The 17,963-nt window shown below is 50.8% G+C and carries 12 protein-coding genes and 2 pseudogenes; all 14 read left to right on the top strand.

From position 1 onward, the window contains the following. Positions 1 to 93: 93 nt before the first annotated feature. The 14 genes and pseudogenes from JK223_RS13650 (at position 94) to yegS (ending at position 17,748) form a co-directional block, all read left to right on the top strand. Positions 94 to 1,266 (top strand): MdtA/MuxA family multidrug efflux RND transporter periplasmic adaptor subunit, encoded by a 1,173-nt coding sequence (locus JK223_RS13650; RefSeq protein WP_212714719.1) that lies wholly within the window; start codon positions 94 to 96, stop codon positions 1,264 to 1,266. Further along, positions 1,266 to 4,397, top strand: coding sequence for an MdtB/MuxB family multidrug efflux RND transporter permease subunit (locus JK223_RS13645; protein WP_212714718.1), 3,132 nt, complete (start codon positions 1,266 to 1,268; stop codon positions 4,395 to 4,397). Before JK223_RS13650 ends, JK223_RS13645 begins: the two co-directional genes overlap by 1 nt. Next, positions 4,394 to 7,462: a multidrug efflux RND transporter permease subunit MdtC gene (gene mdtC, locus JK223_RS13640; protein ID WP_212714717.1), complete on the top strand. Its 3,069-nt coding sequence runs from the start codon at positions 4,394 to 4,396 to the stop codon at positions 7,460 to 7,462. Before JK223_RS13645 ends, mdtC begins: the two co-directional genes overlap by 4 nt. Before the next feature lie 35 nt (positions 7,463 to 7,497). Beyond that, a pseudogene (locus tag JK223_RS16975) lies at positions 7,498 to 7,584 on the top strand (hypothetical protein); the annotation flags it as partial. A gap of 197 nt (positions 7,585 to 7,781) precedes the next feature. After that, entirely contained in the window at positions 7,782 to 8,423 is a 642-nt protein-coding gene (locus tag JK223_RS13635; protein WP_212714716.1) for a hypothetical protein, read from the top strand. 77 nt (positions 8,424 to 8,500) lie between these two features. After that, entirely contained in the window at positions 8,501 to 9,163 is a 663-nt protein-coding gene (locus JK223_RS13630; RefSeq protein WP_212714715.1) for a hypothetical protein, read from the top strand. A gap of 140 nt (positions 9,164 to 9,303) precedes the next feature. Beyond that, a complete protein-coding gene (locus JK223_RS13625; RefSeq protein ID WP_212714714.1) occupies positions 9,304 to 9,447 on the top strand; it encodes a hypothetical protein in 144 nt (47 codons plus the stop codon). A 35-nt stretch (positions 9,448 to 9,482) separates the two neighbouring features. After that, positions 9,483 to 9,557 (top strand): annotated as a pseudogene (locus JK223_RS17215) (hypothetical protein); the annotation flags it as partial. A 209-nt stretch (positions 9,558 to 9,766) separates the two neighbouring features. Then, positions 9,767 to 10,435, top strand: a complete 669-nt coding sequence (locus JK223_RS13615; RefSeq protein ID WP_212714713.1) for a hypothetical protein — start codon at positions 9,767 to 9,769, stop codon at positions 10,433 to 10,435. A gap of 1,125 nt (positions 10,436 to 11,560) precedes the next feature. Continuing rightward, complete coding sequence (mdtD, locus tag JK223_RS13610; RefSeq protein WP_212714712.1) at positions 11,561 to 12,994, top strand: multidrug transporter subunit MdtD; 1,434 nt, start codon at positions 11,561 to 11,563, stop codon at positions 12,992 to 12,994. Then, positions 12,991 to 14,385, top strand: a complete 1,395-nt coding sequence (gene baeS / locus JK223_RS13605) for a two-component system sensor histidine kinase BaeS (RefSeq protein WP_212714711.1) — start codon at positions 12,991 to 12,993, stop codon at positions 14,383 to 14,385. The genes mdtD and baeS overlap by 4 nt, the downstream gene beginning before the upstream one ends. After that, positions 14,382 to 15,092 (top strand): two-component system response regulator BaeR, encoded by a 711-nt coding sequence (gene baeR, locus JK223_RS13600; RefSeq protein ID WP_212714710.1) that lies wholly within the window; start codon positions 14,382 to 14,384, stop codon positions 15,090 to 15,092. Before baeS ends, baeR begins: the two co-directional genes overlap by 4 nt. Before the next feature lie 147 nt (positions 15,093 to 15,239). Then, positions 15,240 to 16,613, top strand: coding sequence for a tRNA 5-hydroxyuridine modification protein YegQ (gene yegQ, locus JK223_RS13595; protein WP_212714709.1), 1,374 nt, complete (start codon positions 15,240 to 15,242; stop codon positions 16,611 to 16,613). A gap of 223 nt (positions 16,614 to 16,836) precedes the next feature. Next, positions 16,837 to 17,748 (top strand): lipid kinase YegS, encoded by a 912-nt coding sequence (gene yegS / locus JK223_RS13590; protein ID WP_212714708.1) that lies wholly within the window; start codon positions 16,837 to 16,839, stop codon positions 17,746 to 17,748. The last annotated feature ends 215 nt before the right edge of the window (positions 17,749 to 17,963 follow it).

Genomic DNA, 17,963 nt, shown 5'->3' with positions numbered 1-17,963 from the left:
TTCCTTCAACTTTCCTCGCTGATTTGTCGTTATACTGACAGGCCAACGTGCGGATATTGCCTGATTTAATGATGCGGGAGAGCATAATTAAGCATGAAAGCAAATCATCGAATGACCCGTTTCTTTCTTCTGTTATCTGTTGTGATCATTGCCGTACTGGCCGGTGTGCGTTTCTGGCAGACTGACCGCGCAGAGGCAGCATCCCCTGCCGGACGTACCGTTTCTTCCGCCCCGCCGGTTCAGGTGGCCAAAGTTAACGCAATGACCGTCCCGCAATATATTTCCGCTCTCGGGACCGTAACGGCCTCTTCCACCGTGACCGTACGCAGCCGTGTCGACGGGCAACTGATGTCTCTGCATTTTCGTGAAGGCCAGCCGGTCACCGCCGGACAATTACTGGCTGAAATTGATCCCCGCCCTTTTCGGGTCGCCCTGTTACAGGCAGAAGGCCAGCTGGCGAAAGACCAGGCCACCCTGGCGAATGCCCGTGCCGACCTGCAACGTTACCGGAAGCTGGCCGCCACCGGGCTGGTCGCCCGCCAGCAGCTGGATAATCAGCAGGCACTGGTCAGCGAAACGGACGGTACCGTCAAAAGTGACCAGGCATCGGTGGAGAATGCTCGTCTGAACCTGACGTACAGCCAAATCACTGCGCCTATCAGCGGTATCGTCGGGCTGAAGCAGGTGGATGCCGGTAATTATATCTCCGCCGGCGATACCAATGGTATCGTCGTGATCACCCAGACGCACCCGGCCGACGTGATTTTTACCGTGCAGGAAGGCGACATTGACCGTATCGTCCGGGCACAGAAACAAGGGCAGCCACTGATCGCAGAGGCCCGTGATCGTACCGATACCCGTACGCTGGCGGAAGGCACTTTGCTGAGTCTGGATAACCAGATAGACAGCAGCACCGGTACGCTGAAGCTGAAAGCCCGGTTTACGAACCAGGATAATCAGCTGTTCCCGAACCAGTTTGTAAATATCCGCCTGCGGGTCAGCACCCTGAAAGATGCCTTAGTTATTCCCGTCGCGGCATTACAGATGAATACCGAAGGTTACTTTGTCTGGCTGGTCGGGCCGGACAATAAAGTGCGCCGGGCATCGGTGACTCCGGGACCACAACAGGGAGCGTTGCGGGTGATCGATAGCGGTTTACAAGCGGGTGACCGCGTGGTGACCGATGGCCTCGATCGTCTGAATGAAGGGACCGCCGTCCGGGTCGTGACCCCGGCGCCGGCAGACCGCACCGGAGATGCTACCTGATGAATGCATTCTCCGGGACCCCGGACGGGGGGCCTTCGCGCCGGTTTATCCTGCGACCCATTGCCACGACCCTGTTGATGGTGGCCATTGTGCTGGCAGGGATCATGGGTTATCGCTTTTTACCGGTCTCTGCCCTGCCTGAGGTGGACTATCCGACTATCCAGGTGATCACCGGCTATCCCGGGGCCAGTGCAGACGTCATGACGACCTCGGTCACCGCGCCGCTTGAACGTCAGCTTGGGCAGATGTCCGGGCTGAAACAGATGGCTTCCGGCAGTTCGGCCGGAGCCTCAGTCATTACCCTGCAGTTCCAGCTTTCTCTGCCGCTGGATATTGCTGAGCAGGAAGTCCAGGCCGCCATCAATGCAGCGATGAACTATCTGCCCGATGACTTACCCAACCCGCCAGTCTATAACAAGGTGAACCCGGCGGACCCGCCGATCATGACACTGGCGGTTACCACCCAAAGTCTGCCGCTGACCCGGGTGGAAGACCTGGTGGAAACCCGTATCGCGCAAAAGATCTCTCAGGTCAGTGGCGTCGGTATGGTGACCCTGGCCGGGGGACAGCGGCCGGCCATCCGCATCAGCCTGAATGCCCCGGCCCTGGCTGCGCTGGGGTTAACCAGCGAAGATATCCGAACCGCTATCGGCGACGCCAATGTGAATACGGCAAAAGGCAGCCTGGATGGTCCGCAACGCTCGCTGACGCTCTCCGCGAACGATCAGCTGAAAAGCGCCGAAGATTATCGCCAGCTGATCATCAGTTACCGCAATAATGCCCCTGTCCGTCTGGGCGATGTGGCCACCGTCAGCCAGGGGGCGGAAAATCAGTGGCTCGGTGCCTGGAGTAACGGTCAGGGCGCCATCGTGATGAATGTCCTGCGCCAGCCCGGGGCGAATATTATTGCCACCGCTGACAGTATCCGCGCCCTGCTCCCCTCACTACAGAGCAGCCTGCCGGATTCGGTGAAGTTACAGCTGATCAGTGACCGCACACAGAATATCCGTGCCTCGGTCAGCGACACACAGTCAGAGCTGATGCTGGCAATTGCCCTGGTCGTGATGATTATCTATCTGTTCCTGAGGAATATCCCTGCCACCATCATCCCCGCGGTGGCGGTACCGCTATCGCTGATCGGCACGTTTGCCGTGATTTATATGCTGGGCTTTTCGGTCAATAATCTGACGCTGATGGCGCTCACCATTGCCACCGGTTTTGTGGTGGATGACGCCATTGTCGTGATCGAAAATATTTCCCGGCATATCGAGAACGGTCTTTCTCCGCTGAATGCCGCCCTGAAAGGGGCTTCCGAGATCGGCTTCACCATCATTTCCCTGACGATTTCACTGATAGCGGTACTGATCCCGCTGCTGTTTATGGGAGACGTGGTCGGTCGTCTTTTCCGTGAATTTGCCGTGACCCTGGCCGTTTCTATTTTAATCTCGGCGCTGGTCTCGCTCACCCTGACCCCGATGATGTGCGCCAGGATGCTGAAAGAGGGGACACACCACCAGCAAAATCGTTTTTCACTGGCCTGTGAGGCGCTGTTCGATCGGACAGTCGCCGGCTACGGTCGACTGCTGACCCGGGTGTTGCGCCACCGCTGGATCACTCTGGCGGTAGCGGTCGGGACCCTGGTCATCACGATCCTGCTCTGGATAGGGATCCCGAAAGGCTTTTTCCCCGCCCAGGACAACGGCCTGATTCAGGCCACCCTGCAGGGGCCACAGTCTGTCTCCTGGCAGGGCATGGCTGATCGTACCCGTCAGGCAGCAGCCATTATTCAGCAAGACCCGGATGTGGCGAATGTCACCTCGTTTGTCGGTGTCGATGGAACGAATGCTGCGCTGAATACCGCACGCTTACAGATCACCCTGAAACCCCTCTCGCAGCGCAGCGACCGGATCCCCGCCATTGAGAACCGTTTACAGCAAGCGGTCAGTCAGCTTCCCGGCGTTCAGCTGTGGATGCAGGCGGTACAGGATCTGACGATTGATACCACCGCCAGCCGGACCCCTTATCAGTTCACGTTGCAGTCACCCTCACAATCCGATCTGGCATTATGGATACCACGGCTGGTCGCCAGATTGCAGCAGGCACCGCAATTACGGAGTGTCAGCAGTAACTGGCAGGACCAGGGAAATGAGGCCTACATTCGCGTCGACAGGGATACCGCCAGTCGTCTGGGCATTTCGATGTCAGATATCGACAACGCACTGTACGATGCTTTCGGACAACGCCTGATATCGACCATTTATACCCAGTCTAACCAGTACCGTGTAGTTCTCGGCCAGTCCGTGCCGGCCAGCGGAGGACTGAGTCCACTGCAGAATATCCGCCTGACCAGCAGTGAAGGAGGCTCCCTTCCACTGAGCGCAATCGCCAGCATCGAACAGCGTCACACGCTGCTGACGGTGAACCATCTGGATCAGTTCCCTTCTGCAACAATATCGTTTGATATTGCGGAGGGGGACTCCCTGGGGGATGCCGTGGATGCGATTACGCAGATTGAACGGTCGCTGAATTTACCGGCAGATATGACGACCAGTTTCGAAGGCAGTGCTCTTGCCTTCCGGGCGGCGCTCAGCAGTACCGTCTGGCTGGTTATCGCGGCCATTATCGCCATGTATATCGTTTTGGGCATTCTGTATGAAAGTTTTATTCATCCGGTCACCATCCTGTCGACCCTGCCGGGTGCCGGCGTAGGTGCATTACTGGCCTTACAGATCTCGGGGCATGAACTCGATATCATCGCCATTATCGGCATCATTCTGCTGATCGGTATTGTAAAGAAAAATGCCATTATGATGATCGACTTCGCCTTATCAGCCGAGCGTAATGAAGGTCTGTCGCCGGAGGAGGCCATCTTCCGCGCGTGTCTGTTACGCTTTCGCCCCATTCTGATGACCACCCTGGCAGCCCTGCTCGGTGCGCTGCCGCTGATGCTGAGTACCGGCGTCGGCGCGGAATTACGCAGGCCGTTGGGGATTTCGATGGTCGGTGGCCTGGTCGTCAGTCAGGTGCTGACGCTGTTTACCACCCCGGTGATCTATCTGTTGTTTGACAGCCTGTCAAAAAAACTGAGACCTAAAGGGCCTATGAGCACTGAACAGGACAGGCCGCTGTGAAAACTCTGGATTTGTTCATTCACCGCCCGGTCGCCACCCTGCTGTTTTCACTGGCGATCGTGCTGGCGGGCATCCTGGGCTTTAGGTTACTGCCGGTGGCTGCCTTACCGCAGGTGGATTTTCCTGCCGTGGTGGTCTCGGCCAGTATGTCAGGGGCCTCGGCAGAGACCATGGCGGCCTCCATTGCCACGCCACTGGAGCGTTCACTGGGCCGGATTTCCGGCATCAGCGAGATGACCTCCACCAGTACGCTGGGGACGACCCGTATTATCCTGATTTTTGATCTTAACCGGGACATTAACGGTGCCGCCCGCGATGTTCAGGCCGCACTGAATGCTGCCCAGAGCCTGTTGCCGAGCGGCATGTCTTCACGCCCGACTTACCGGAAAGCCAACCCGTCCGATGCCCCGGTCATGATCCTGACACTGACCTCAGATACCTACTCCCGCGGCCAGCTATACGATTATGCCACCACCCGGCTGGCACAGACGATATCCCAGATAGACGGCGTCGGCGATGTGACCATCGGCGGCGGATCCCTGCCGGCGGTGCGGGTCGATGTGAATCCACAGCAATTGTTCAGTCAGGGAATTTCGCTGGACCAGATCCGCAGCCAGCTCAGCGCGGCAAACCAGCGACTGCCGCTCGGGGCCATTGATGACGGAGAGCAACGCTGGCAACTGGCGACCAATGATGTGCTGGATGATGCCAGCCACTACCGCTCGGTCATTATTCACTATAACAACGGCGCCGCCGTCCGGCTGGGCGATATTGCCAGCGTGACGAATGATGTCCAGGACATACGTAATATTGGGCTGAGTGACGGTAAACCGGCGATCCTGATGATGATCCGTAAAACCTCCGATGCCAATGTTATATCGACGGTGGACCGCATCCGGGAAAGATTGCCGGTTTTACGCCAGGAAATTCCGGCGGCTATCCAGCTCAGTATCGCCCAGGATCGCTCACCGACGATCCGGGCCTCCCTCAGTGAGGTGGAGCAGTCGCTGATTATCGCCATTGCGTTGGTGATCCTGGTGGTCTTCCTGTTTCTGGGATCGGCCAGAGCGACGCTGATCCCGGCGATCGTAGTGCCGGTCTCGCTGATAGGCAGTTTTTCTGCCATGTATCTCTGCGGTTTCAGCCTGAATAATCTGTCACTGATGGCCCTGACCATCGCCACAGGCTTTGTGGTCGACGATGCTATCGTGGTGCTGGAAAATATTGCCCGTCACGTGGAAGCCGGGATGAAACCCTTCGCGGCCGCTCTGCAGGGGATCCGTGAAGTCGGGTTTACCGTACTGGCAATGAGTCTGTCGCTGGTGGCGGTATTTTTGCCACTGATGTTCCTGGGCGGGCTGATTGGCAGGTTCTTCAATGAATTTGCCATGACGCTGTCGGTCGCGATCCTGATTTCTCTGGTCATTTCCCTGACCCTGACCCCGATGATGTGTGCCCGGTTACTGAAGCTGACGCCGGCAGACAGGCCGCTGCGCCTCTCCTGGTTTCAGAAAGGAATGAACAGTCTTCAGGCCGGCTATGCACGTTCATTACACCGTGTGCTGCGCCATCCGAAAACGACCCTTTGTGTGTTACTGGCCACGGTCGCGCTGACGGTCGGATTATTTATCAGTCTGCCGAAAGCATTTCTCCCCGAACAGGATACCGGGCGTATCTCGGGCAATATCCAGGCAGACCAGAGTATTTCTTTCCAGGCCATGCGCGATAAACTGGCCGATTTTATGCGCATCGTCAGTGCGGATCCCGCCGTCGATAATGTCACCGGCTTTACCGGGGGGATGCGTACTAACAGCGGTTCACTCTATATCTCACTCAAACCGCTGGCCGAACGAAAGGTCAGTGCCCGCCAGGTAATCGATCGCCTGCGAAGCGCACTGGCCAACGAACCCGGCGCCCGCTTATACCTGAATCCGGTCCAGGATATTCATACCGGTGGCCGCTCATCCAACGCCAGTTATCAGTACACTCTGCTTTCGGATGACCTGCAGGCACTGCGCCAGTGGTCCCCCAGACTCCTCCAGGCATTCCGGCATCTGCCGCAACTGACCGATGTGAGTTCAGACCAGGAAGATCATGGCGGCGAGCTGCAACTGGTATATGACCGGGCCAGCATGGCCCGGCTGGGGATCAGCATGGCCCAGGCGAATGCCCTGCTGAATGATGCCTTTGGTCAGCGGGAGATCTCCACCATTTACCGGCCCATGAATCAGTACAAAGTGGTACTGGAGGTGGATCCCCGCTATCTGCAGGATGCCTCGGCCCTCGACCAGATGTACCTGATCAATAAACAGGGTCAGTCGATACCATTATCGCGTATTGCACACTGGGCTCCCGGCAATACCCCGACCGCGGTCAACCATCAGGGGCTGTCGGCCGCGGCCACGCTTTCGTTTAATCTGCCCGATGGGGTCGCGCTGTCGCAGGCTTCCGCGGCCATTGACCAGACGATGGTGCGTCTGGGCGTTCCGGCTTCCATCCGGGGCGAGTTTGCCGGCGATGCAAAACTGTTCCGTGACAGCCAGTCCAGCCAGCTATGGCTGATCCTCGGGGCGATTGCCACGGTCTATATTGTGACCGGCATGCTGTATGAAAGCTATATTCATCCGGTGACCATTCTCTCAACCCTCCCCCCTGCCGGTGTGGGTGCCTTGCTGGCCTTACGCCTGTCCGGGACGCCCTTCAGCCTGATTGCGATGTTAGGTATTCTGCTATTGATCGGCATAGTGAAAAAGAATGCCATTATGCTGATCGATTTTGCGCTGGCCGCAGAGCGGGAAGGCGGCCTCCCGGCTCGCGAGGCTATCTATCAGGCCTGTCTTCTGCGTTTCCGTCCGATACTGATGACGACTCTGGCAGCACTTTTCGGTGCACTTCCGCTGGTATTTACCTCCGGAGATGGCGCAGAATTACGGCAACCTTTAGGAATAGCCATCGCCGGCGGATTAATTATCAGTCAGTTACTGACGCTGTACACCACCCCGGTGGTATTTCTGTTCATGGATAAACTCAGTAAAGGCCGCAGGCCTGTCTCAGGAGAACCGTGATGCACTCAGAGCCCCGCACCGCCTCTGCGCCTGCCATGCCTTCCGTGCGCTGGCAGTTATGGATCGTCGCCATCGGCTTTTTTATGCAATCGCTGGATACCACGATTGTAACCCGTTCATTAACATAGTGAAATAAAAAACCATATAGAACAATAAGATAGTTACATAAACTTTTTATCACCCTCATCATTGATAAAAGTTATCATTTAAACATTATCAAAAATGGACTGTTAAAGTTCAGTACAGGCATAATGATAGGACTGAGTAAAATGAATATAATTATCATCTAAGTTCGATGGAACTGACACGGAGAATAAAAATGAAATCAATAATTGAACAAAGAAAAATGATCCGTAATAACGACAAAGTAATAGTAGGCGCATTCATCGGTGGAATAATAATGATAGTAATTTTCACTATATTATCATGGACGCCAACAACAAAATTCAAAGATATAGCACCACTTATATTAAGCTCTATAACAATACTCATTGGGCTATTCACAGCAGCAAAAGTATTGAGGTGGCATGAAGTAAAAAGAAATGATAAAGGATTTGAAGTAGCCCAAAATATAGTAATGAACACCTACCAAATATATATTATAGTATTGAACTACAGCGAATACTTAAATCTAATAAGATCGAATGGGGAAATCAATAAAATTTCATTAATTGAGAAATTATCTGAAGATAATAACATATTCAAAGAAAAGTATAATAATGCTGTAGGAATGAAAAAATCACTTAAAAAATGGAATGTAAGATTAAAGGTAATAGATAACTTACTCTATAGAATGATGGTATTACATCATACTCAGTTCGTTATAATTAGTCACTACTGTAATGGCAACGATTATAATCATGAAATGGAAGAACAACAAAGATTACTGAATGAACTAAATATATCAATGGATGAATACAACGAATTAACTGTCGATGATATATACGAATTTAATAACTAAAGTTTTTATCATAAATAAAAACATAATACAACTTCGTTTATCATGACAGTACTGAATGCAATAGGATATAACAGATTATGAAGAAATTATTTGATGAATCACAAAAAATCATACTAGGAATATTCATTGGATGTATTTTAATGATAGCTTCTTTTATTGTCATAGAAAGTTTCATAAAGAATGATTTTAAAAACATAGCTTCACCATTAATCACAGTAATAATATTCCTAACAACACTAAGTAAGTTCAATACTTGGCTTATACAAAAAAATAGAGATAAAGCTTATGAACGAGCTGGAAAACTAGTAGATGCTGTTGCCAAGTTAGAATTGATAAATCACGACATTGAGATTCATCTCATGTCTAATCATTTATTCACTGATAACTCTTCGAAGCTAGTAAATGAAGATACATTCAAAGCATATGAAAATGAGCTTACTAGATTGATTAATTTATTCTCACATACTCACCAAGAAGAGAAAATAAACTATAATATGCTACACTTCTGGAATGTTGAGATTAAGAAAGATGAATTACTGCCTATTGACATTCAGGTTGAGTTACATGATAAATTGATTGAAATAGCCAGTTTTGCACAAAAAACATTAACTATGAATATTCATCAGCACAGCACAAAAAAACGTCTAATATCAGAATTTAGAAAAATCAAAAAAACAAAAGAGATTAAAATAAAGAATTTCACAGATGAAAGTTTTGATGGGATTTTTACTATCAAGTAACGCCCGTTTGTAATTAATTCACTACAATCAAGATAGATTTCAAAGTGAATAAAAATATATTCAACTTATTACTGGCAGATAATTAATTAAAGGATAGCACGAGGAGTTACAGGACAGTAGTTATCAACATTTAAAGAAAGATGGTAAGACTAATTATTTTTTTAATAGCCATCGCCGGCGGATTAATCATCAGTCAGTTACTGACGCTGTACACCACCCCGGTGGTATTACTGTTCATGGATATACTCAGTAAAGGCCGCAAGCCTGTCTCAGGAGAACCGTGATGCACTCAGAGCCCCGCACCGCCTCTGCGCCTGCCATGCCTTCCGTGCGCTGGCAGTTATGGATCGTCGCCATCGGCTTTTTTATGCAATCGCTGGATACCACGAAAGTAATTGATTTACTAAAACATAAAGATCTTATAAATCAATACATTAATTTAAAAAATATCTTTTTTATCGTTCACTTGTTATGTTGAATCTTAATCCATAAGTACAATCACAGTAAGTTCAACACGATAAAATTGTGATATGACTAATCATCAAAACGCCTTAAAATGGATTACAGGACGTTAAGATCTATTCAAAACCGGAGACTAATAAAATGAAATTCGAAGCAAAAAAAATCATTCGTGATAATGATAAAATTATTGTTGGTGCTTTTATCGGTGGGATTATAATGACAGTAGTTTTCATTATACTGAAATGGACAAGTGATACTAAGTTCAAAGATATGGTATCACCTATACTCAATTCTATTACCATTTTTATTGGACTTTTTACAGCAGCAAAAGTTTTAAAGTGGCATGAGGTAAGAAAAAATGATAAAGGATTTGAAGTAGCACAATCTTTAGTTATGACATTTTATAAGTGTATATCAAACATATTATTCCTACAGAAACTCATGGATGATATAACACCATATATTGAAGAAAGAAAAATATCCGAAAAAAGAATTAACAGAATCGAGCACTTATTGAACAATGAAACGGAGGACTTCAGAAAAAACATATCTATTCTTAATTCTTTATTTTTTTCATTAGAAAAATGGAGTATAAAAATAAAAAATAAGGATATATTCCCTGTAAACGAATTAGTTGAAGCTGAAGAAATATGTCATAAATTTTTGGACTCTGTTGTTTATGATACTTACACAATCAGATCACTTAATGAACTATCATCAAAATGGAAATTCCAAAGCCAAAAACTAGACATGAAAACAAAAGAACTAAACAAGTTAAAGATTGATGATATATTCAAGTTCAACGATTGATTTTTGAAAAAAAAGATTATTTACGCCTCTTAAAATCAACGAAATTATAAATCACAATGAATTACTTACATAAAAATAAAATCACATTAATAATATTGCTGTTCAGTATTTTATTAAAAAAATTTTTCCAGCGGTTATGTTGAAATATTTCTTTAAACAAGATTTGAAAAAACTGGCAAGTGATATTAACACCATTGATTACTATAGTCCTATATATATCTTGATTGAATAAACTAGATGAGTGGATGACAACTAAAAAAAGGAATAAATGTATAGGAGTCAGGGAACTAATTTCAAAATTCAATATCACTACAAACAACTTAGAATATTTATGTTTCTGTGATTTAAATTCAAATAGTTGTGTGGATTCACAAACGATAGATTTCAATAGTGATTTAAATAAAATTTAGACGAATTATATATTGATAAATTCAATATAGGCCTAGAGATAAAGGAAAAAATAAGAACATTAAAAATACTTAAGATAAATTATAACAAAGTCATTGATGAGTTAATTACAGCTAGTGATAATGTTATTAATGATGTCCAAGAGTGGAATTATAAAAATCTACCTAACCTTGACCCAGAGCACCACTTACCAATAACAATGCATTATCACTATCTTAATAAACTTCGTTTACCCATAGAAATCAATAATAAAAAGAAAACAGAGTATAGCGAGAAAGAATTTGATAAACTTTTCACCATAAAATAACACACACTTTAAACTTAACAGCGATTTAAAATATTAATAACCATCCCCCTGATAGCAATAATGGAAAAATAACACTCATCCGAATTCATTACAGAGCATGATAGCGGGTACAGGTTGAACTAAACTAGTGACAAGATTATGAATCATGAACCACCTTATTAACACCACAAAAATACATGAAAAATAAAAAACCAAAGCCCTCCATTAATGAAAAAATCATAATATCGTTTATTTTCTTTCTATTCATTACTATTACAATTAAACTCTTCTTAATACTTGTTCTGCCTCTAGGTCTTTCTATCCTGGCAAACTCATCATCAGTCAGTTGCCGTCCTTATACGCAACACCAGCAATGTTACAGAAGATAAATAAGTAGTAAAGTGCAGTCAGCAAGCCTCAGGAGGCACTTAATGAGTGAACCGCGAAGTCCGATTGCCGAGCCTACCCAGCCTTCCGTGCGCTGGCAGTTATGGATCGTCGCCATCGGCTTTTTTATGCAATCGCTGGATACCACGATTGTGAATACGGCGTTGCCTTCTATGGCAAAGGCGCTGCATAGCAGCCCGCTGAACATGCATATGGTGATTGTGTCCTATGTATTAACGGTCGCTGTGATGCTGCCGTTAAGCGGCTGGCTTGCGGATCGTCTGGGGGTGAGGAATATCTTCTGCAGCGCCATCGTTCTGTTCACGCTGGGCTCGGTCTGTTGTGCCCTCTCCTCCACGCTGGATCAGCTGGTGATGGCCCGCGTGCTGCAGGGCATGGGCGGTGCCATGATGGTGCCGGTCGGCAGGCTGACGGTAATGAAAATGGTGCCCCGCGCCCAGTATATGGCGGCGATGGCTTTTGTCACCTTACCAGGCCAGGTCGGGCCGCTGGCCGGGCCGACTCTCGGCGGTCTGCTGGTGGAATACACCAGCTGGCACTGGATTTTCCTGATCAATATTCCGGTGGGGGTGATCGGTGCCTGGGCGACCCTCCGTCTGCTGCCAAATTACCGTTTACCCGGGCGGCGCTTTGATTTTCGTGGGTTTCTGTTGCTGGCGATTGCGATGGCTTCGCTGACACTGGCACTGGAAAGCCGCGAATGGACAGGAGACCGTACGCTCTGGCTATCGGTCCTGCTCAGTGCGGGGATAGGTTGTCTGGTGCTCTACCCCGTGTATGCCTTCAACCGCGAGAACGCGCTATTCAGCCTCGATTTATTTAAGAATCCGGTATACCGCATCGGGTTAATCGGTAGTATGGTCGCGCGGACCGGCAGTGGCATGTTACCGTTTATGATCCCGCTTTTCCTGCAACTGGCGCTGGGCCTTAGCCCGTTCCATGCCGGTCTGATGATGATACCGATGGTCGCGGGCAGCATGCTGATTAAGCGGGTGGTGGTCCGGCTGGTCAATACCGTCGGTTATCGTCGTGCGCTGATCAGTTCCACGCTGTTACTGGGACTGGTGGTCATGTTGTTTCCGCTGTTACTGCGGCTGAACTGGATTGCAGGATTACCGCTGGTCATGTTTCTGCTCGGCGGCATCAACTCGGTCCGTTTTACGACCATGAATACCCTGACCCTGAAAGAACTTCCGGACACGCTGGCTTCTTCAGGAAACAGTCTGCTTTCGATGGTGATGCAATTATCCATGAGTACCGGCGTCACTCTGGCAGGTTTACTGCTGGCAAGTTCAGGGCATGCGGCCCTCGCCGATACCGTCGCCCTTCGCCATACCTTCAGCATGGCCTGGCTGCTGATCGGATTATTCCTCTGGCTACCGATCATCGTGTTCTGGTTTGTGCCCGAAGAGCTTAGCCGTAATACCCTGTTGAACAAAGGGCGTAAGACATCATGAGACTGCGCTGGCGGCTGAACATCCGGGCGAAACTGTTTATGACGATTTTCGGCAGCTGTCTGCTGGTGCTGATGGTGATGCACTGGGCGATGCGTATGAGCTTTGAGCACGGGTTCGTCGATTATATTCGTGAAAGTAATGAACAGCGCCTGAGTCTGCTAAGCGATGCGCTGGCCGAACAATATCAGCAGCATGGTAACTGGACCTTTTTGCAGAATAATAACCGGATGATCTACACCCTGTTACACTCACTGGAACAGAGTCAGCCGCGGGATAACTTCCCCTCACCCGGCTGGCGTACCCCGTTCTGGATCGTCGACAGTCAATATCGTGTGCTAATCGGGCCACGCAAAAAACTCCCGGTTCCGCGGATTGAACATCCGATCACTACCCCGCAGGGACTGGTAGCTGGCTGGGTCATTGGCTCCCCCCCGGAGCAACTGACACGCAGCACCGACATTAATTTCGACCATCAGCAAAAACGGGCCAGCTGGATCATCGGTGCGCTGACCACCCTGCTGGCGGCTATCGTCACCTGGGGCCTGTCGCGCGGACTGCTGGCTCCGGTTAAACGTCTGGTCGGCGGCACCCATCAGTTAGCCGCCGGGCAGCTGGCAACCCGGGTCAGGGTCACCAGCGAGGATGAACTGGGCCAGCTGGCCCGCGATTTTAATCAGCTGGCAGAGTCGCTGGAAAAAAATGAATCCAACCGCCGGGCATTTATGGCCGATATCTCTCATGAGCTGCGGACGCCGCTGGCCATCCTGCAGGGTGAACTTGAAGCTATCCAGGACGGGGTTCGGCACCTGACCCCGGCCGCCATCGCTTCGTTACAAAGTGAAGTGATGACCCTGAAAAAACTGGTCGATGACCTGCATCAGCTGGCACTATCCGATGCGGGGGCATTACGTTATGAGATGCAGCCCCTGTGCCTGAGTGAGCTGGCCGAAAATATCTGTGCTACCTATGTACAACGTTTCCGCGATGCCGGCCTTTCGCTGCATTATCGGTTCCCCCCTTCGGCCCCCTGCATCGGTGATATCAGCCGGCTGAGCCAGCTATGTCATAACCTGCTGGAAAACAGCCTGCGTTATACTTATGCCGGCGGCGGCCTGGTCGTCAGTCTGCAACAAAGACAGAATGATCTGCAGTTAACCTTCAGCGATACTGCGCCCGGCATCAGTGATGAACAGCAGCAGCATATTTTTGACCGGTTTTACCGGGCTGAAGATTCACGTAACCGGGCAAGCGGAGGATCCGGTCTGGGACTGGCCATCTGCCGGGCCATCGCAGAAGCGCATCAGGGAACCATTGACTGCCGGCATTCCGACACCGGGGGGGTTACTCTTCTGGTCAGGCTGCCATTGATGACACGTGAGCAAAAAATATGACAGAACATACCCTTTCACCGCTGATCATGATTGTTGAGGATGAGCCAAAGCTGGCCATGCTGCTGGTCGATTATTTGCAGGCCGCCAGTTACCGTACCCGGGTGATCAGCCGTGGTGATGAAGTGATTCCTGAGGTCAAAGCCAGCCCGCCGGACCTGTTGATCCTTGATTTGATGCTGCCCGGCAAAGACGGGCTGTCGGTCTGCCGCGAACTTCGCCAGTTCTCCGATCTGCCTGTGATCATGCTTACCGCCCGTAGCGAAGAAATAGATCGGTTACTGGGGCTGGAAATCGGGGCGGATGATTATGTCTGCAAACCGTTCAGCCCGCGGGAAGTGGTCGCCCGGGTGAAAATTATCCTGCGCCGCTGTCTGCGCCCCGTCGAAGAGCCCGACAATGTCTCTGCGCGGCTGGAAATCGATAAAGCACGGTTTCGTGCCAGCTGGGACGGCCAACCGGTTGAACTGACCCCCGCTGAATTCCGGTTACTGACGGCGCTGTCACAGGAACCTGGCAAGGTGTTCACCCGCGAACAACTGCTCGACCTGCTCTATGACGATTACCGGGTGGTGGCCGACCGGACCATCGACAGTCACATCAAAAATCTCCGCCGTAAGCTGGAAATACAGGATCAGGAACACACGTTTATCCGTGCGGTTTATGGCCTGGGTTACCGCTGGGACAGTCACCGCAGTCGCCTGCTCTGAGATGACGGCCTCGATGGCCGCTCATACAGAAACGATTTACAACCCGATATTCCCTCACTACAATCCCCTTCTTTTTGTAGGGTTGTCTGTCCGCACCCTGATGCGCTCGCCGAGTGCACTGACCTGACATCAGAAATGAGAGTGACCATGTTTAAGCCAGAACTTCTGTCTCCCGCAGGTACCCTGAAGAATATGCGCTATGCCTTCGCGTACGGTGCAGATGCCGTGTATGCCGGCCAGCCACGCTACAGCTTACGGGTACGTAACAACGAATTCAGCCACGAAAACCTGCAACAGGGGATCAACGAAGCCCATCAGCTCGGGAAGAAATTTTATGTGGTGGTCAATATTGCCCCCCACAATGCCAAGCTGAAGACCTTTATCCGTGATCTGCAACCGGTGATTGATATGCAACCGGATGCGTTAATTATGTCGGATCCGGGGCTTATCATGCTGGTCCGGGAAGCCTTCCCGCAGATGCCGGTTCATCTCTCTGTGCAGGCCAATGCCGTCAACTGGGCGACCGTGAAGTTCTGGAAACAGATGGGGCTGACCCGCGTCATTCTGTCGCGCGAACTCTCTCTGGAAGAGATAGAAGAGATCCGTCAGCAGGTCCCGGAGATGGAAATTGAGGTTTTTGTTCATGGCGCACTGTGCATGGCTTATTCAGGACGCTGTCTGCTGTCCGGATATCTGAATAAACGGGACCCAAACCAGGGCACCTGTACCAACGCCTGCCGCTGGGATTATAAAGTCGAGGAAGGGAAAGAAGACCAGAACGGGAATATCGTCGAAAAATATGACCCGATCCCGGTGACGGCGATAGAGCCGACCCTCGGACAAGGCCCGGCCACAGATAAAGTCTTTCTGCTGAGTGAAAAAATGCGCCCGGAAGAGCCAATGAGTGCGTTCGAGGATGAACATGGTACTTATATCATGAACTCCAAAGACCTGCGGGCAGTCGCACACGTAGAACGGCTGAGTCAGGCCGGAGTCCATTCACTGAAAATCGAGGGGCGGACCAAGTCATTTTATTACTGTGCAAGAACCGCCCAGGTCTATCGCCGGGCCATCGATGATGCCGCGGCAGGAAAACCTTTTGACCCCAGCCTGTTACATACCCTCGAAGGACTGGCTCACCGCGGTTATACCGAAGGTTTCCTGCGTCGTCATACTCATGACAGCTATCAGAACTATCAGCAGGGGTATTCTGCCTCTGATCGTCAGCAATTTGTCGGCGAGTTTACCGGTCAGCGCCGGGAGAACCTGGCGGAGGTGGCGGTTAAAAATAAATTTTTACTGAATGACTCGTTAGAAATCATGACCCCGGCGGGTAACCTGACGTTTACGCTGCAGACTCTGCAAAACGGTAAAGGTCAGCCGGTCGATGTTGCCCCGGGTGACGGCCATAAAGTCTGGCTGGAAGTCCCTGAGGAACTCGGGCTGGATTTCGCCCTGCTGCTCCGTAATTTACCGGCAGGCGCCACCACTCAGGCCCCCATGGGTACAGAAAAAACCTGACTGCACGCGTTTGAGAATCAGATCACAACCAGGGGCCATGCTATCCGTTAGTATGACCCCATTATAACGAAGAGTATTGATGCTCTGATTACCTCAGACAACATCTTATTCACCCGCCTGGCCCCCCCGGCGGGTGTTCTTTTTCAGCCTTTCTCACCGTGCGATGTTACGCCGTTTTGTGCTATACCTTCCCCCATCTTAGTCTGAGTAGCAGGAAGTACCGATGGCAAATACGTACAATGTATTGGCGATCCTCAACGGAAAAAGCGCCGGTAACGAGATCCTCCGGCAGGCGATACAGGACCTTCGTTCCGAAGGCCATACTATTGCGGTCCGTGTGACCTGGGAACCGGGAGACGCCGCACGTTATCTGCAGGAAGCCCGGGAATTATCCGTTCATACGGTCATTGCCGGGGGCGGTGATGGCACCATTAACGAAATTGTCAGTTGTCTGGCCCGTCTGCCCATGGACCAACGTCCGGTACTGGGCGTATTACCGCTGGGTACAGCCAATGATTTTGCCACCAGCGCGGGGATACCATTGCACCCTGCCGCAGCATTGCGGATCGCCGTGACAGGCCCGGTGATCCCGGTCGATATCATCCGCGTCAATAATAAGCGTTATTTTATCAATATGGCGACCGGCGGCTTCGGGACCCGGATCACCACAGAAACCCCGGCACGGCTGAAGGCCGCTCTCGGGGGCGTCTCCTATCTGCTGCATGGCCTATCACGGGTCGACAGCCTGAAGGCCGACAGCTGTGAAATCCGCAGTGAGGAGTTTAACTGGCAGGGAGATGCGTTGGTGATTGGGATTGGGAATGGCCGTCAGGCCGGCGGAGGCCAGCGGTTATGCCCGGGGGCACTGATTAATGATGGTCTGATGGACGTCAGCATTATTACGGCCGCCGAATGGTTACCGACCCTGATGCATACGCTGACACGGGAGGACGATAACCCCAATATTCTGCGCGCCCGCAGCCGGACACTGGAGATCACCGCCCATCAGTCAATGACCTTTAATCTGGACGGGGAACCCCTGAGCGGCACCCACTTCCGTATGGAGATCCTGCCGCAGGCCATCCATTGCCGTCTGCCGGCAGAGAGCGAACTTCTGGGCACCGCCCCGCAGTGATAAGGCAGTGAACCGCGGATCGCGCCGGTGAGCCCTGCCGCAGGTGCGGTTCAGCGGTTCAGCGGTTCAGCGGTTCAGCGGTTCAGCGGTTCAGCGGTTCAGCAACAGGCTGGCAGGTGCCGTCCGTCTGTCAATCATATTCTTCCTGCCCAAGGGTAGCATCTCTGATATAATGGCCTCTCTTAGTGCCCGTCTGTCTGCGATCATCCTTCGCT

Origin of the sequence: Tatumella sp. JGM118, assembly GCF_018257515.1 — a bacterium.
GTDB lineage: Bacteria > Pseudomonadota > Gammaproteobacteria > Enterobacterales > Enterobacteriaceae > Tatumella > Tatumella terrea.
The sequence above is the reverse complement of the archived record's forward strand: the minus strand, read 5'-3'. Positions and strand labels throughout refer to the sequence as shown.

What these genes read in the sequence shown, in the direction of transcription:
- JK223_RS13635 (WP_212714716.1), top strand. Translation starts at nt 7,782, where the DNA reads ATGAAATCAATAATTGAACAAAGAAAAATGATCCGTAATAACGACAAA.
- yegQ (WP_212714709.1), top strand. Translation starts at nt 15,240, where the DNA reads ATGTTTAAGCCAGAACTTCTGTCTCCCGCAGGTACCCTGAAGAATATG.
- mdtD (WP_212714712.1), top strand. Translation starts at nt 11,561, where the DNA reads ATGAGTGAACCGCGAAGTCCGATTGCCGAGCCTACCCAGCCTTCCGTG.
- yegS (WP_212714708.1), top strand. Translation starts at nt 16,837, where the DNA reads ATGGCAAATACGTACAATGTATTGGCGATCCTCAACGGAAAAAGCGCC.
- JK223_RS13625 (WP_212714714.1), top strand. Translation starts at nt 9,304, where the DNA reads ATGGTAAGACTAATTATTTTTTTAATAGCCATCGCCGGCGGATTAATC.
- JK223_RS13645 (WP_212714718.1), top strand. Translation starts at nt 1,266, where the DNA reads ATGAATGCATTCTCCGGGACCCCGGACGGGGGGCCTTCGCGCCGGTTT.
- JK223_RS13650 (WP_212714719.1), top strand. Translation starts at nt 94, where the DNA reads ATGAAAGCAAATCATCGAATGACCCGTTTCTTTCTTCTGTTATCTGTT.
- baeS (WP_212714711.1), top strand. Translation starts at nt 12,991, where the DNA reads ATGAGACTGCGCTGGCGGCTGAACATCCGGGCGAAACTGTTTATGACG.
- baeR (WP_212714710.1), top strand. Translation starts at nt 14,382, where the DNA reads ATGACAGAACATACCCTTTCACCGCTGATCATGATTGTTGAGGATGAG.
- JK223_RS13630 (WP_212714715.1), top strand. Translation starts at nt 8,501, where the DNA reads ATGAAGAAATTATTTGATGAATCACAAAAAATCATACTAGGAATATTC.
- JK223_RS13615 (WP_212714713.1), top strand. Translation starts at nt 9,767, where the DNA reads ATGAAATTCGAAGCAAAAAAAATCATTCGTGATAATGATAAAATTATT.